The organism is Variovorax nitratireducens (assembly GCF_051216545.1).
Classification (GTDB): Bacteria; Pseudomonadota; Gammaproteobacteria; order Burkholderiales; family Burkholderiaceae_C; genus Variovorax.
This window is the reverse complement of sequence record NZ_JBPJZO010000015.1, coordinates 74,234-89,187: the sequence shown is the minus strand read 5'-3', so window position 1 is coordinate 89,187 and position 14,954 is coordinate 74,234. Positions and strand designations below refer to the sequence as shown.

The 14,954-nt window shown below is 62.4% G+C and carries 15 protein-coding genes; 7 read left to right on the top strand and 8 right to left on the bottom strand.

Annotated features, from left to right (window positions below; translation table 11 throughout):
* The first annotated feature begins 25 nt into the window (after positions 1 to 25).
* Positions 26 to 769 (top strand): GntR family transcriptional regulator, encoded by a 744-nt coding sequence (locus ACSFA8_RS25070; protein ID WP_435482179.1) that lies wholly within the window; start codon positions 26 to 28, stop codon positions 767 to 769.
* A 209-nt stretch (positions 770 to 978) separates the two neighbouring features.
* Here ACSFA8_RS25070 and ACSFA8_RS25065 read toward each other — a convergent pair whose 3' ends face one another.
* From ACSFA8_RS25065 to ACSFA8_RS25045, 5 genes are all read right to left on the bottom strand, one after another.
* Positions 979 to 1,467 (bottom strand): DUF4304 domain-containing protein, encoded by a 489-nt coding sequence (locus ACSFA8_RS25065; RefSeq protein WP_435482178.1) that lies wholly within the window; start codon positions 1,465 to 1,467, stop codon positions 979 to 981.
* 46 nt (positions 1,468 to 1,513) lie between these two features.
* Positions 1,514 to 1,942 carry a GNAT family N-acetyltransferase gene (locus ACSFA8_RS25060; protein WP_435482177.1) on the bottom strand — a complete coding sequence of 143 codons (429 nt, stop codon included), beginning with the start codon at positions 1,940 to 1,942 and terminating at the stop codon, positions 1,514 to 1,516.
* Positions 1,943 to 2,011: 69 nt separating this feature from the next.
* Entirely contained in the window at positions 2,012 to 2,341 is a 330-nt protein-coding gene (locus tag ACSFA8_RS25055; protein ID WP_435482176.1) for a hypothetical protein, read from the bottom strand.
* 97 nt (positions 2,342 to 2,438) lie between these two features.
* Positions 2,439 to 3,155, bottom strand: a complete 717-nt coding sequence (locus tag ACSFA8_RS25050) for an SIR2 family NAD-dependent protein deacylase (RefSeq protein ID WP_435482175.1) — start codon at positions 3,153 to 3,155, stop codon at positions 2,439 to 2,441.
* 815 nt (positions 3,156 to 3,970) lie between these two features.
* Positions 3,971 to 4,897 carry a LysR family transcriptional regulator gene (locus ACSFA8_RS25045; protein WP_435482174.1) on the bottom strand — a complete coding sequence of 309 codons (927 nt, stop codon included), beginning with the start codon at positions 4,895 to 4,897 and terminating at the stop codon, positions 3,971 to 3,973.
* Between the two features lie 216 nt (positions 4,898 to 5,113).
* On the opposite strand from ACSFA8_RS25045, the gene ACSFA8_RS25040 reads away from it, so the two are divergent.
* The 3 genes from ACSFA8_RS25040 (at position 5,114) to ACSFA8_RS25030 (ending at position 9,326) form a co-directional block, all read left to right on the top strand.
* Positions 5,114 to 6,481 (top strand): MFS transporter, encoded by a 1,368-nt coding sequence (locus ACSFA8_RS25040; RefSeq protein WP_435482173.1) that lies wholly within the window; start codon positions 5,114 to 5,116, stop codon positions 6,479 to 6,481.
* Positions 6,482 to 6,848: 367 nt separating this feature from the next.
* Positions 6,849 to 7,316, top strand: coding sequence for a GNAT family N-acetyltransferase (locus ACSFA8_RS25035; RefSeq protein ID WP_435482195.1), 468 nt, complete (start codon positions 6,849 to 6,851; stop codon positions 7,314 to 7,316).
* 558 nt (positions 7,317 to 7,874) lie between these two features.
* Positions 7,875 to 9,326 carry a SulP family inorganic anion transporter gene (locus tag ACSFA8_RS25030; protein WP_435482172.1) on the top strand — a complete coding sequence of 484 codons (1,452 nt, stop codon included), beginning with the start codon at positions 7,875 to 7,877 and terminating at the stop codon, positions 9,324 to 9,326.
* Positions 9,327 to 9,500: 174 nt separating this feature from the next.
* Here ACSFA8_RS25030 and ACSFA8_RS25025 read toward each other — a convergent pair whose 3' ends face one another.
* Positions 9,501 to 9,911, bottom strand: a complete 411-nt coding sequence (locus ACSFA8_RS25025) for a Fic family protein (protein WP_435482171.1) — start codon at positions 9,909 to 9,911, stop codon at positions 9,501 to 9,503.
* A 252-nt stretch (positions 9,912 to 10,163) separates the two neighbouring features.
* Between ACSFA8_RS25025 and ACSFA8_RS25020 the strand changes: the two genes are divergently transcribed.
* Positions 10,164 to 10,544 (top strand): cupin domain-containing protein, encoded by a 381-nt coding sequence (locus ACSFA8_RS25020; RefSeq protein WP_435482170.1) that lies wholly within the window; start codon positions 10,164 to 10,166, stop codon positions 10,542 to 10,544.
* Positions 10,545 to 11,036: 492 nt separating this feature from the next.
* Positions 11,037 to 11,468, top strand: a complete 432-nt coding sequence (locus tag ACSFA8_RS25015) for a hypothetical protein (protein ID WP_435482169.1) — start codon at positions 11,037 to 11,039, stop codon at positions 11,466 to 11,468.
* A gap of 216 nt (positions 11,469 to 11,684) precedes the next feature.
* Here ACSFA8_RS25015 and ACSFA8_RS25010 read toward each other — a convergent pair whose 3' ends face one another.
* Both ACSFA8_RS25010 and ACSFA8_RS25005 read right to left on the bottom strand, forming a co-directional pair.
* Positions 11,685 to 11,888 (bottom strand): hypothetical protein, encoded by a 204-nt coding sequence (locus tag ACSFA8_RS25010; protein ID WP_286622612.1) that lies wholly within the window; start codon positions 11,886 to 11,888, stop codon positions 11,685 to 11,687.
* A gap of 110 nt (positions 11,889 to 11,998) precedes the next feature.
* Positions 11,999 to 12,442, bottom strand: coding sequence for a hypothetical protein (locus ACSFA8_RS25005; protein WP_435482168.1), 444 nt, complete (start codon positions 12,440 to 12,442; stop codon positions 11,999 to 12,001).
* Between the two features lie 961 nt (positions 12,443 to 13,403).
* Between ACSFA8_RS25005 and ACSFA8_RS25000 the strand changes: the two genes are divergently transcribed.
* Entirely contained in the window at positions 13,404 to 14,885 is a 1,482-nt protein-coding gene (locus ACSFA8_RS25000) for a Fic family protein (RefSeq protein ID WP_435482167.1), read from the top strand.
* The last annotated feature ends 69 nt before the right edge of the window (positions 14,886 to 14,954 follow it).

The following is a 14,954-nucleotide window of genomic DNA, read 5'->3' as shown; positions in this document are numbered from 1 at the left end:
GCCGTTCCGGCTTTACCATCTGTGCATGAACCTGACTGCCGCTGCCCCCACGGAAAGCCGGAATGTCACAGCCACCGCTGGACCCGACGGCGAACATGTGAACCAACGAAGCCGCGCCTACCAAGGTTTTCGGCAACAGATCATCGATGCGCGCATCCGCCCCGGCCAGTTCGTGTCACAGCGCGAACTCGTTGAACTGCTGCAGATGCCGCTGGCCGCGGTGCGCGAGCTGATCCCCCGTCTGGAAGCTGCGGGGTTGATCAAAACGGTGCCGCAGCGTGGTCTGCAGATTGCCTCGGTAGACATGAAGCTGATCCGCAATGCCTGGCAGGTCCGAGCGATGGTTGAACGTGAAGCCGTCGTCAATTTCGCGCGGGTGGCCAGCCCCGGCACCATCCAGCGGCTCATCGACCAACACGAGGCCATCTTGGAAAGGGCGATCAAGCTTCATCCGGATGACGACCTCGAGCGCGATGCGCAGGCAGTCGATTGGGGTCTGCACGACCAGATGGTCGACGCCATCGGCAACGAGATCTTGACGGAAATCTATAGGGTCAATAGCCTGCACGTCCGTCTGATCCGTTACGACGCCGACTCCATGCGGCCGGTTCAGGTCGTGCCGGCCATGCGTGAACATCTCCAGTTCCTGCACGCCCTCGCCGGTGGCGACAGCGAAGCCGCGCTGGCCGAGATGATGTCGCACATCGAGCAATCCAAACACCGTGTCCTTGCCGGAATGCTGCGAGCCGGGCAAAGCTCAAGCGTTTGAACCGAGAAGCATTGCAGCGGTTTGCAGGCAGCGGCAGCATAGCTCGGAAGATCGCCTTCGAACGTTAATGCGCCACGCTTTGAACATATTCAGAAAGCCAGTACCTTCCGAACTGCCGCACGTTAATGCATCACCGGACCGTCGCCATCGGGCCCATACCGGCCGTCAAACCTCCCCCGAAGCTGACATTGGTCGAGGGGCCTATCGCATCACACGTGGCCAAGCGCGTTCAGGAATTTGGCGCGTTGGCGTTCAGTAAGGCCAGGACTCCGACCTGACTTCCAGAGATCGACTAGCGAGGCAGAGTTTGAGAGAGCTTCAAGAACGGGGATGCCGAAAAGTCGCAGGCGGTTCAGGATGTCGTTCGCCGCTTCAACAGCGTGCTCGGGAGTTCCTGGCTTCCACCAAAGGTCTTGGTTTTCAGGGCATAGAACGCCGAGACGCTGCCTCCAGTGAGCGTCTGGAATCGATGGCTTGGTGATCTCTCGGACATCCGGATACACAAGTTCTGGAACGAAGATACCCAAGTTGACTGTGAAGACCGCCTGCGCGGAAGTGCTGTTACGCGAACCCTGCACCTCGACAAGATGAACGACGTCCTTCAACTCACGCGAGAAAAGACCTGCCTTCTTGCGATAGCCGAGCGGATGAAGGAACTGTTTCAACCCATCGAGCGCAGGCGTCTTGAGATTTGTCATGAATGCCCGGTGTTGGCCGGCAGCCGAAGCAAGCTTGTATCGCTGCTCAGCGCGCCAGCGATTTCTTCATGGAGGCCAGGTAGAAGCCGGGTGCATAGTCGTCCACGCGCGCGTACTCCTTGTAGCCGTGCTTCTGGTAGAACGCGGGCGCCTGCCACTCGAAGGTGTCGAGCTTGGCGTTCGTCGCACCCAACTCGATGGCCTGCCGCTCGGCCTCGGCCAGCAGGCGGCTGCCCAGGCCTGAGCCGCGCACGTCGGTTTCGACAAACAGTACTTCGATGTTGAGCCAGTAGAGAAACACAAAGCTTCGCAGCCCGCCGAGCAATCGGCCGTTCCCGTCCCTGGCGTTGAGCCGGATGTACTGTTGCTCGGGATACTCGCCGACGAAGCCGTAGTTGTAGTGGCGCAACTTACGACCGAGTTCGCCGGAGCGGAGTTCGTCGGGCGTAGCGGCTGTGATGGCGATGTTTTCCATTTTGGAGAAAGGTAACGGAGCTGCGCCTCGGAGGTCGGCTTCTGGCCGGCTTCGGGCTTCCGTCGTCACTTAGCCACTTGCATACTGCGACGCTTCAGGAAAGCTTCCAGTTCGCAGGCGTTCGCTTGTCACCTTGTGCGCTGCTTTCTCGAAGCGCCTGCCTCCTTCGTCGCCGACCATCGGCCTCAGCAAAGTGGCTCGCGATGATGCCTTATCAACGCGAAAAAGGCCTCGCTGTTGGCCGGTGAGCATGAGGCGCCCCTTGCCACGGGGGTCCTCGCCCCAAACGTCGGCGATGAACACGTAGTCGACGAACTCGGCGGTCTCCTTTTCCCGCAGGATTCCAAGCGACATTGCATCGAGTCGAAGTGCATTGTTGCTATCGGGGCTTGAGTTCATCGTCGTATTCATTGAGGTTGCGGGGAAAACGAGAGGCGGCCGCGAAGGACCGCAACTGGCCGACTGTAGTCAAAGCAAGCCTTGGTGAGATAAGTTCTCAATCCGAACTGCGGTTGGCCTCGGCGAGCCACTTGGTGGTCAACGTAGGAATCACTTCGGTGGCTTTCCCCCGCAGGCACGTGTAGCCGTAGGGCGGCTTTTCTACATTCAACGAGACGAGCACTTTCTCTGCTCTACCTCTGGCTGCCTTTACTAAAGAAGCAACAGGAAAGACCGAGAGAGACGTGCCTACTACGAGAACCTTCCCAGCACTCGCGATGTGTGCCCGAGCTTCTTCAAGGAACTGGACATTTTCTCCAAACCAAACCACATCGGGTCGGAGTTGAGTTCCGTCATCGCAAAGTTGACCCATGGAGATCGGCAAGCCCTCGATTCGATAGCGCCTGCGTGCTTCGGAAGTACCCCTTGCATAGGCGATCTGGCCGTGAACGTGAATGACGTTGGTTGAGCCGGCACGTTCGTGAAGTTCATCAACATTCTGTGTGATGACGACCACATCGAAGGAGGTCTCCAGGGATGCAATTGCCTGATGGGCCGCGTTTGGTACTGCGTGCCAAGCCTTGAGTCGTCGCTCGTTGTAGAACGCAAGCACTGCCTCTGGATTGCGCTTCCAGCCTTGCGGACTTGACACATCCTCCCAGGAATACGAATTCCAAAGACCGTTGGAATCTCGAAAAGTAGGCAGGCCACTCTCGGCGCTGACACCCGAGCCGGAAAAGACGACTAGTTTGTTGAACTGAACCTCTGGTTTCATTCGATCTGGCGGGCTTTAACCCCTGTCGTGAACGTCTGGTTGTGGCCGACTGTAGCCGGCCGGCGCTCTCACGTGTTCTTGTCAATCCAAGTACGCAGGAGCGCCTTGCGCTCTGCGCCGGGTATCGACGCGAGCAGTGGCTTCGCTTCGTCGTCGGCAACACGCTCCCATCCGCTTTTGCCATTCGCGACGCAGAACAAGCTAGCCCACTGGGCACCGCAGGAAGCGCAAGACGTCAGGGACATCTCGAATGAGTTCGCATGTCCCATGTCAACCGATCCGCCACCCTGACGAGGTTCAGAGCAGCAGTTCCAGGCCGGAACCTCAATCTTGGCCACACCGCGCTTGAGCAATCTACTGAGCTGCGAAAGAGGGTTCATGCCTGAAGATGTGAATTCGAGGTCCGATTTGAGCCTAGAACACGAGTGACCGGTGTTGGCCGACTGTAGCCTGTCGGCTACCCGGAGCTTCGGGCCCCAAGCGGAAGTTGCCACAACCATGGCGGGACGGCGTAATCTTCTGAAGCGACAACGCCCACCGAAGTGGGCGCTGCAATGAAATCTGGTGCTGGCCGTGGTCTGCATCACGTTTTGGCAAAGGGTAGCTTTCGCCTCTTTGCTATCCAGCTTATCGCCTTGCCTCCGCATAACTTGGCAAACTGAGCAGCGGCTAAGACCAGTCGAATTTTCAGCGCGACCTTGGGCGACGTCAAGCTGAGAATGTCCGCTGTTGGCCGAACTCGGAAGTCTAGCCTCAACCGACGACAGTCCGGTTCCGCTGCGAAGCCGACCTTCAAGATCGAAGCTCGAACGCAATCACGGCGCTCTTGTTTGCTCATGCAGCGGCCGGCAAACCTCCAGCACCACCCCACGCAGCCACCGATGCGCAGGATCCCGATCAAGACGTGGATGCCACATCTGCGACACGGTGATCTGCTGCGTAGGCATCGGCAGGGGGAACGAGCGCAGCGTGCCCCGCGCCCTCAGGGCTTCAAAGTACGAGGACGGTATCAGTGCCACCAGATCGGTCGCGGCCGCGATCGACAAGGCGGTGCTGAAGCTGGGCACCACGACCGCGGTATTGCGCACCAAGCCCATCACCGCGAGCGCGTCGTCCACCGGCCCCTCAGTCCGGCCATGGCGTGAAGTGACCACGTGGTCGCAGGCAGCGTAGCGCTCGGCAGTGATCCCGGGTTCGGCGAGCAGGGGATGGCCCTGTCGCACCACCGCGATGAAGTGGTCGCGGTAGAGCGCCTGAACGCGCACCTCCGGACCCGACTCGCCGAGAACGCCGATATCGAGATCGAGCAATCCCTCGCGCAGGGGTCGAACGTCCTTGTCGGGCTTGGGCGCGAAGCGCAGGCGAACGCCGGGTGCTTCGCGCGCGGCACGCGCCACCAACTGATGCGCGAAGGCCTCGATGAAGCCGTCGTTGGCGCGTATCGTGAACAAGTGCTGGAGCGTGCGAGGGTCCATGCTCTCGCCGGCGGGCTGAAGCACTGCGCGTGACTCCTGCACCAGGTCCCTCACGCGATCGCGCAGTGCCAGCGCGTGCGGCGTGAGCACCATGGCGCGACCCGCTCGCACGAGGAGCTGGTCGCCAGTTGATTCCCGCAACCGCGCGAGCGCCCGGCTCATGGCCGACTCGCTCAGGCCCAGGCGCTCGGCGGCTTTCGCGACGCTGCCCTCGGAAAGAAGTGCGTTCAGCGCAAACAGCAGGTTCAGGTCGGCATCTGTGGGCATGCACTAAACCTAGCACGGCTGCGAGGATTTCGACAGGCGCCACATGCAGGAACAAGCTGCGCGCCGCGCGCTGGGCAAGTCGTGCGGGCGATCCTAAGCTGGCTTGGCGCGATAGAGCGTGCCTCTTCCAGTTGTCCAATCATGTTGTCATCTACGCTTCGATCGAATTCTTCCTCTACCACTGCCCGTACCGTCGAAACCCAAGAGGTGAACGACGTGAACGCAGTGCATGACGCCGATGGCCTGCCGCTGCCGCGGCGCTTTGCAGCCGTCGCCGCGATCCTGGGCGCGGGCGTGCTGGTGGTGCTCGACGGCGCCATTGCCAACATCGCGCTGCCAGCCATTGCCCAGCAACTGCAGGTGCCACCCGCCGATGCCGTCTGGATCATCACCGCCTACCAGCTGGCCGTGGTCATGTTCCTGTTGCCGGCTTCTGCTGTCGGGGAGCGGTTCGGGTATCGGCGGGTGTTCGCCGGCGGCGTCGCACTGTTCACCGCGGCATCGGTGTTGTGCGCGTTGGCCCCCTCGCTGCCGTGGCTCGTGGCCGCGAGGTGCCTTCAGGGGCTGGGCAGTGCGGCCGTGATGCCCCTTGGGTTAGCGCTCCTGCGCTTCACCTATCCGCGTCGATTGCTGGCGCGCTCGATTGCCTGGAACGCGCTCGCCGTCGCGGCCGCTTCAGCGTCCGGGCCCACGCTCGGCGCTTTCATACTCACTGCGGCAAGCTGGCCGTGGCTCTTTGCGGTGAATCTGCCGATTGGCCTCCTCGTGCTTGCCGCCTGCGCAGCATTGCCGAGCCCGCCGCGCTCGGTGAGCCGCATCGACTTGTGGAGCATTGCGCTCAACGCGGGCATGTTCGCCTCCTTCGTCATGGGAAGTGACCGGCTCGTGGTGCATCCGTTGCACGGTGGCGCGTTGCTCGCGTTGTCGGCCATTTGCATGTTCCTGCTGGTACGGCGCGAGATGCCGAAGGCGGCGCCGTTGATCCCGCTCGACCTGCTGCGTGTGCATTCCTTTCGGGTCTCGATCATTGCCTCCGTCTGCTGCTTCGTCGGCCAGATGGCCGGCCTTGTGGCGCTGCCGTTCTACATCCAGCACGAGCTCGGTCAAAGCGCGGTGGCCGCCGGCCTCTTGATGACCCCCTGGCCTCTGGCGGTGATGGTGGCCGCGCCGCTGTCGGCGCGCCTGGCCCAGCGCGTGCCGAGCGCGTGGCTGTGCGCGGGTGGAAGTGCGTGCTTCGCGAGCGGTCTGGCCCTGTGCGCCCTGTGGCCGCTGCACGGCAATCCGGCCTTGCCGATCGCATTGTTCACGAGCCTCGCCGGCCTGGGCTTCGGTTTTTTTCAGACGCCGAACAACCAGAGCATGCTGCTGTCGGCACCCAGGGAACGCAGCGGCGCGGCCGGTGGCGCGCAAGGCACCGCACGGCTCACGGGGTTGACCCTCGGCAGCCTGCTAATGAGCTTGATGTTCGGGCTGCTGTCACCGCACAGCGCCGTGCACTGGGGCCTGACGCTCGCGGCCCTGGCCGCGTTGGCCGGGAGTGTCGTGAGCTTGCTCAGGAGCCCTGCAAGGGCGGGGGCTGCGTGATCGATAACGGCAGGCCAGCGTCGACCCGCTGTGCGAGGTCGTCGGGCTCAGCTCCAGCAGTTTCACTCCGCCATCACCGGCCAAAAAGCTTTGACGCTGCGCGCCTTTCAACATCGGCGAAGGATGTTCCTTTCTCCCTGACCGCAAAGGGTTGGGGTGAGAAAGTCGCACATATCTCACTCGCAGAGCAAGAGAGCCGAAAGCAGTACAACGCCGCCCGCGGCCTCGGTGACCTCAGCCAATCAGTTTGGCTCTTTGGCATCCTCTGTGTGGGCTGCCTCGCGTTGGCGGGATACTCCTTCTTTGCTTGAGCAAACGGCTCAGAACGGCCAAAACCAGACCCTCAAACCATAACCCGATGCGCGCCATGCCCGTCCACTTTGAACCCGCCTCCGCGCGTGACGCAGAGGACCTTGCCGCGCTCCGCGTCATTGCGATGCGTCCAAGTCTCGAACGGGTAGGCCGATTCGACCCACAGCGTGCGAGAGACCGCTTTCTCGCCAACTTCACGCCGGCGTCCACCCGACATCTGGTTGTCGAGGGGCATAGAGTCGGCTTTGTCGTGGTGCGCCATCTAGGCGACCATCTTCTCCTTGACCACCTCTACGTTCACCCCGCGCAACAGGGCAAGGGAATCGGGGCCACCGTCCTTGCGGTCGTGTTCGCCGATGCAGATGCACAAGGGATGCCTGTCCGCGTTGGCGCGTTGCGGGCGAGCGAATCGAATCGCTTTTATGTGCGGCACAACTTTGAGCCGGTCGAAGAAGCCGAGTGGGACAACTACTACCTTCGGATGCCGGCGGTTGAACCAGAAAATGGTGGTTCTGGAGGCTGACGACCGGCCCGCGGCTCAGCGTCGGAATGCGGCAATACCGGAAGTTCGTCACACCTTTCCAATTTTCCGGAAGTGTCGCCTTGCAGGCACTCCGGTGTTGGACAGTCGATTCGATTTATCAAACTCGATGCGCATCCATTTCAGCGGAGATTCGGAACCTATGGTGACGGGCACTCAGTCCGAGCATAGGACGACGGCCGCTCAGGTTCAAGAGTTCCTTGCTGGCAGTTACGAGCAACTTTTCTTGCCAGCCGATTCATGGCGGCCCGGCGCCCTATTGAACACGTCCGTTACAGTTGACAGGGATGACACTGCCTGGCCGCAGTCTTCCGCACGGGGCCGCTTTCGCAGGCTGGTGCACGGCTCGCTTTCAGAGCTTCACGCTTGCCCGGATCGATCGGGCCGCACACCGCCGGCAGTCAGGCTGCTCGCGCTGACTGCCGTAAAAGGGCAGCAACGCCTTTCGCTTGCCGCGCACGGAGATGTCGCCTTCGTGGCCAATATGTTCACGTCGTTCTTGGGCGCTCCCTGCCGGGCGCTTGCCTTTCGCCTTTCCCCATGTCCAAACACTCACATTTTTTCCGATCGCAGTGGGCACCCAGTATTCCGCGCGAACTCATGGCGGGTGCAGTGGCTACCTTCGCCCTCATCCCCGAGGTGATCGCCTTTTCGTTCGTCGCTGGCGTCGATCCGGCCGTCGGGCTGTTCGCATCTTTCGTGATCAGCCTCGTGATCGCCTTCGCAGGAGGAAGGCCGGCAATGGTGTCGGCTGCAGCGGGCTCGGTCGCATTGGTTGCGGCGCCACTCGTGCATGCGCACGGGGTGCAGTATCTTTTCGCGGCAGGCCTCCTGGCCGGCGCCGTGCAGATCCTGTTTGGCTGGCTTCGCCTGGGTGTCCTGATGCGGTTCGTGTCCGCGTCGGTGCGCACCGGATTCGTCAACGCCCTGGCGATCCTCATTTTCTCGGCGCAAATGCCGCACCTCATTGGCGCCAACGGCGCGACCTGGGCCATGCTCGGCGTGGGGTTGCTGGTGATCTATGGACTGCCGAGGATCACCACGGCGGTGCCATCGCCGCTGGTCTGCATCGTGGTGCTGACACTCGTCGGACATTGGCTTCATTTGCCGTTGAAGACCGTGGCCGACCTGGGTCTGTTGCCCGATGCGTTGCCCACCTTTGCTTTGCCTTCGGTGCCCTTCTCAATCGAAACGCTGCGGCTCATCGCACTGCCCGCCGTGGCCATCGCGATGGTCGGGTTGCTGGAGTCGATGATGACCGCCAGCGTCGTCGATGAACTGACCGACACCCCCAGCTCGAAAAACCGCGAGTGCAGCGGGCTCGGCATCGCCAACGTGGCGGCCAGCCTCTTCGGCGGCATCGCCGGGTGCGGAATGATTGGCCAGACCGTGGGCAACGTCCGATACGGCGGCCGTGGCCGCCTGTCGACTCTGTTCGCTGGCGCCTTCCTCTTGATTCTCATGGTTCTGTTGAAGCCTTGGGTGTCGCAAATTCCGGTGGCCGCGCTGGTGGCGATCATGGTGATGGTTTCGGCCTCTACGCTGGACTGGCGCTCGGCGAAGGCTGTGTTGCGGCACCCGAAGCTGTCGAGCCTGGTCATGGTTGCAACCGTTGCCGTGACCGTGGCCACCGACAACCTTGCCGCCGGCGTCGCGGTCGGCGTGCTGCTGAGCGGCGTGTTCTTCACCTTCAAGGTCTCGCGGCTTCTGACGGTGGCCCGGACGGGAGAAGAAGCGTTGCTCTACCGGGTCTCTGGGCAGGTCTTCTTCGCATCGGCCGACCTGTTGGTTGAGGCATTCGACGTGAGGGAGATCGAAGGCCGGCCCGTCACGATCGAACTCAGTCAGGCCCATTTCTGGGACGTGACGTCGGTCACCGCGCTGGACAAGATCTGCCAGCGGCTGCGCAAACATGGCAGCACGGTGGCCGTATCGGGAATGAATGAGCAGAGTCGAGCGCTTGTTTCCAAGCTGGACCTTGGGATCGAATAGAACGGCGCGTGCTTCTGCAACACGCTTTCTGCCTGCGCAGTTGCTCGCGTGTTGCATCGACCGGTTGAATCCGCCCGACAGGGCTGACGGACAAGGCGGATGCGCAGACGACAGCACAGGCCTGGAGCAGCGGTTCAGATTTTCCGGCAGCGGTCGTCCGCGGCGCGACTATCGTCAGGTTTCGGCGCGGACGCTGATCGCCGCGTTCAGGCTCTGGACGACGAATGTCGCAAACGACTTGATATTGCCCTGCCCGCTTGCCGCATCCAGCGCCGCCATGTACCGATCGCGATCTTCGAGGCGCAGCACCGTCCAGGGGAATCCTCCTGAGGCCAGCATCGTGTTCATGATGAAGCGCCCAAGACGTCCATTGCCTTCCATGTACGGGTGGATGAAAGCGAACATGAAATGGCCCAACACCGCGCGCACGGCAGTCGAAGGCTCGTCGCGCAGCAGTTCGAACATCACGGACATCATCTCGCGCACCCCTTCGCGCGGGGGTGGCAGGTGTTGCGCGTTGCGAATGTAGACCTGATGGCCGCCGTAGCCTGCGAGGTCTTTCGGCGCCAGGAGTCCAAGGGACATCGCAGCGGCGGCGAAGATCCTCGAGCGCTACGCGCCGGACGCCAGGATGGCAGCACCGCGCAGGACGAGAGCGACGGCAGTTTTCAAGATCCCGCCATGCTCGACCGGCCCGGCTCGCACCTGGCTGACCTTTCGGATTGGCGAAAAATAGGTCGCCGCAAGCGTGGCCCGGGACTAGTATTCAATCGTTCGACGCGCGGCTTGGCACGAGGCTGCCGCGACTAACTGCTCACTCGTGCAAGGAGAGTAGTGATGGCAAGTCCGATGAATGTCACCAAGCTTCAGACGAGATCCCATGACGAACCGGATGAGGTTCGGGAGCCGGAAAAGACTCGGGTCGAAGTGGTCCGCCTCGAGGGTTACACGCTGGGCCGCTTCAAGTTTCAGCCAGGCTGGCGCTGGTCGAAGTGCATCAAGCCGGTCGTCGGCACGGACAGTTGCCAGGTAGCTCATGTTGGCTACGCAGTTTCCGGACGAATCACCGTGCAAATGAATGACGGTTCGAAGACCGCCATTGAGGAAGGCATGTCGTACACCATTCCGCCGGGCCACGACGCATGGGTCGAAGGCAACGACCCGTTCGTTGGCTTTGAGATGATGAGCGCAGAGGAATACGCAAAGCCCAAGAGCTGACCGCGAAGAGTCTCACCTGGCGGCGTGCCCCCCGCAGGTCCAGTTGTCCAGCGCCCCTCCGGACTGACGAATGCGCACCGGGGCTGGAGAACTTGGTGGAATCAGCGGCGCACTGGCGTGCCGCGGCGTCGCAGGGCTGCTCCTGAAAGCGACATGGCCACCTGGGCTACCCAAGCGGGGCGAGCAAGCCCGAGGCCAGCGGTGGCAACCAGCGCAATGGCAGGAGTGCCAAACCAGTTTGCAATACTCTACGAAGATCGCTTCACGCAGCCCCACGGCGCCAGCAGGGCAGGAGGTTGAACCATGAATACATGGCTCAATCGGAGGTGCCTCCGGCGGCCTGGCAGGGGCCCGAAGACATTAGAGAAATACGCGAGAGCAAATCAATCAACCCGCCTCGAACACAAAAATCCTGACAGCTCCGTCTACCAAACCACCTGGCACCGCGTTGGAGGGTGAATTGGTGCCCGTCGCGCCTCCCAGGAGACTTCCATGAACATTCCTCGCTCGTGCATCAAGGTGTTGGTGCCCGTTGCCATTGCGGCGGCGGCTCTCGCTGCCGGTGCCGCTGCGCACGCCCAGGTGAGCTGGTCCATCGGCATCGATACACCGACCTACTATGAACCCGCGCCGCGCTATCTCGCACCACCCCCGCCGCCGGTCTACTACCAACCCGCGCCGCCGGTGTACTACGAACCGCCGCCACCCGTTTATCGCCAGGCACCGCCCGCCTACTATCAGCCCGCGCCGTCGTACTATGGGCGGCCGCAGGTCAACGAGCGACCCGGCGAATGGCAGCACGGCCGTGGCTACGAGCAGCCGCGGCTGAGCGATATGCAGCAACGCGCGCTGGACAATTGCAGCATGCTTGCCTGGCGCGATCAGGGCCGCTGCCGCGCCACCGTGATGTCGACAGTGCGCTGAACAGTTGCCGCAGGGCGGCGAATCGTCGGCTCATCCTCCGAGGGCCGCCATCCCACCAGTGAGAAGCAATGCGAATCCTTTCGCCACCGGGGTTGGCCCGTCTTTCCTTGGCACTGGGCGCCTATCTTCAAGCGCCCGGCTCCTCGCCTTGCGGTGAGGTAGCCCCGCGAAAATTGCGTTCGTTGCCGTGATCGCGGTTCGATTCCGACCCCGTGCTCAAAGACTGCCTGCAAGCGTTGTCCCTGCGAAGGACGAGTCTTGTTCCCGCTCTCTCGCCATTGGGTCGTTGCTCTCTCCGGTCGAGAAAATCAACGTCCCCAGCGCGAGGGCGAAGCACACCATCACCGCGGCAATGCCGAACACATACACCAAGCCCACGGTGATCAGGGGACTCAGGAGCAGAGCGAGACGTTTGTACATGCGCTCATCTTGCGCCGAGAAACCCGCCACTCCAAGTGACAAACCACACGGAATTCCGCTGCTTCTGGCCGCCGTAATGCCGCCATATGGATCGGGTAAACCCCCCTGCGTCAGTCGCAGTAGCGAGGCCTGGACCGACCGAAGGCCAAGAGCAAGCCCGCGAGCAGTGCACCGCCCGCGGCAGCGGCCAACACGGACTTCACGGGTTCGGCTGCGATCTGTTTCCCGCAGGACGCCTGCCATTCGGCAGCCCGTTCTCTGACGCTCACGATTTTCTTCCCGGCTTTGTTGACCGCACTCTGCGCGTAGATCCTGCCGGTACCTACTGCGTCTGCGGCAACATCCTTCGCATCGGCGGCGACGCCGCGCACCGTGTCGAGCGCCTCGCCCGCAGTCGCCCTCGCGTCGGCGGCGCTTGACCGCAACGCTTGGACTGTTTCGCTGGCAATCGTCTTCGCCTCGTCAGTGATTCCACTGGCCGCGTTCGAGGCGTCTCGTCCGATTTGGCGGGCTTCGTCGGCAAGTTGAGAGGGGGTCTTTGCGTCGTCTGCCATGACAGTCCTTCAAGTGGAGCAACGGTTGCGGAACGGGTATTTGGGAGAAGCCGAACTCATCGCAGTGTCGGGTTGGACAGGTATCTCTTGTAGGCGAAAGCAAACCCGGGCGTATGGCCTCGTCCGAGCCGAGTGGACACCCCCATCGACCAGTCAACTGGCCTTGTGGGAGTTGAAGCAATACGTGGCGCCGGTGCGCGCCCAGGAGGATCGCCTGATCCTTCAGCAGCTGCTGGGAAAAGATGGAGCCTGGTCGTCTTCCTCCCATGGCAACTCCGGCAGCTGGCTTGGTGGCATGTGCGGCGTGGATGCCCGCAGGGTTGACGCTCTGTTCGCGTTCTACGCACTGAACACCCGCCCAAGCTCGTACGGCGGCGCCACTTCCAATTGCTCATAGTTGCATTCGGCAGGCGGCTTCTCCAGGCGCCAGCGTACGAACGTCGTCCCATGGCGAAAGCGGTGGCCCTACAGATGGTCGTACTTCACCTCGCACACGCGCTCGATGCGCAGCGGCTCCCACGACAAGCCTTGCCCGAACTCCAGCGGGGGAACGGGTCGGGCACGCGGATATAGCAACCCCTTCGTAGCGCGGACTATGTAGCTGCAAGCAGCAGCGGACCTCTGAGACTTGCTGTTTTCTGCGGCGCTCGGCGGCTCGGCACATCGCCGCCATCACGGGATCAGTCGCAGCCCGCGCGGGTTCTGGCGGGAGCGCGGTAAGCCAAAAAGAGCCACTTTTTGGCCGGTCGGCCTTGGTCTACCCGCGTCATGTCGCGCTACTGAACATCAACTTCGCGACATAGGCATATATTTGTACGGCATAAAAGCGACATTTTGTCGAGGAAATCTCCACTGCCCTCGAAAAACGCGACATATGCGGGAGCCTGCATCAATCCAATAATGCGACAATTATGGCGAGGTATAGCTCAAATATCCGACAAACCTTCAAGCGATACTCCCGTTGGTCACGAAAATCACGACACCCGCTCTGGACGACACTGTCCTTCTGTACCCGGAACTCTCGCCGGCGCAGGTGCGACAGGTCCAGCGGCGGCTTGCCGCAGGAGAGCTGAAGCAGGTGGCCAAGGGCTTCGCATCCTCGCTGCCCAAGGAGGACTGGGCAGCCCTCGTCGCACGGCACCGTCCCCGCGTGCTGGCCGCCTTCTTCCCGGGCACCGTGATGAGCTTTCGCACCGCGTTCGACGGCGGCGCCCCGAGCCAAGGCAAAGTCTTCCTGGTAGGCACCTATCGGCGGAACATGGAACTGCCTGGCCTGACGGTCGAGGTCTGGAAGGGCCCGCCTCCGCAGGCTGGCGACAGCCAGATGATGGGGCGGCCGCTCTACTTCGCGTCGGAGCCCCGGGTGTTGCTCGAGAACCTGTCACCCAGCCGCGGGAAGAGCCCCAAGAGCGTTGGCGCCGAAGCCGTGGAGAAACGGTTGCTGGACATCTGCCACTCGCGCGGCGAGACCTCTCTGAGTCAGCTGCGGGAGCTCGCGCGTGAAGTCGCGCCGGGGCTGGGCCTGGAGCGCGAGTTTGCGCAACTTGATGGTCTGGTGGGCAGCATCCTGAACTCGCACCCCAGCGTTCTGACGACGCGTCAGGGCAAGGCCTACACCGCGGCCGTCCCCTACGACAGCGCTCGCCTGGAGCTGTTCGAGCGGTTCGCGCAGCGCCTGCGCGCCAACCCTCTGCCCATGCCGCCCTCCTTGCTGGGCAACCACCGGGCCCGGCGGAATTTTGCGTTCCTGGAGTCGTACTTCTCCAACTTCATCGAAGGCACCGAATTCTCTGTCGAGGACGCGCGCGGCTTCGTGCTGGAGGGCGTTCCGATCACGGTACGGCCGAAGGATTCCCACGACATCATCGGCGTGTTCGAGCAGGCGCTCAGTCCCACTTGGTCAACGCTTACGTTGCCCGCGGGCGAGCCAGTGCTCGAGCAACTGCGCGCGCGCCACGGCAAGCAGATGGAGAACCGACCAGAGGTGGGCCCGGGCGAGTTCAAGCTCGTCTTGAATCGCGCGGGCAACACCGAGTTTGTGCGGCCTCAACTGGTGAGAGGAACGTTGATCGAAGGCAGCAGACTGCTGCCAGGCGTGCCCGCGGGCACCGCGCGTGCGCTCTTGGCCATGTTCCTTGTTGCCGAGGTGCATCCATTCAGCGACGGTAACGGACGCTTGGCGCGCCTGGTGATGAACGCCGAGCTTTCCGCAGTCGACGGCTGCCGCATCATCGTGCCCACCCTGTATCGCGAGGAGTACCTGGACTGCCTGCGCGCGCTGACCCGCGGGGGCGACCCGGACCCATTCATCAAGGCCATGTGCCATGTCCATGACTGGAGCTCGCGCTTTCGCTACGACGACCTCGACCAGGTCATCGCGGACATGCGCCGCTGCAATGCCTTTGAGCGCTCGCTCACCCAGTTCAAGCTCCTGATGCCGTAGCCCTTGACGCCATCGCGCGCGACCATCGCAGGAGAGGGCTGCCGGCAGAAACCTTGCGGCGTCGCGGGG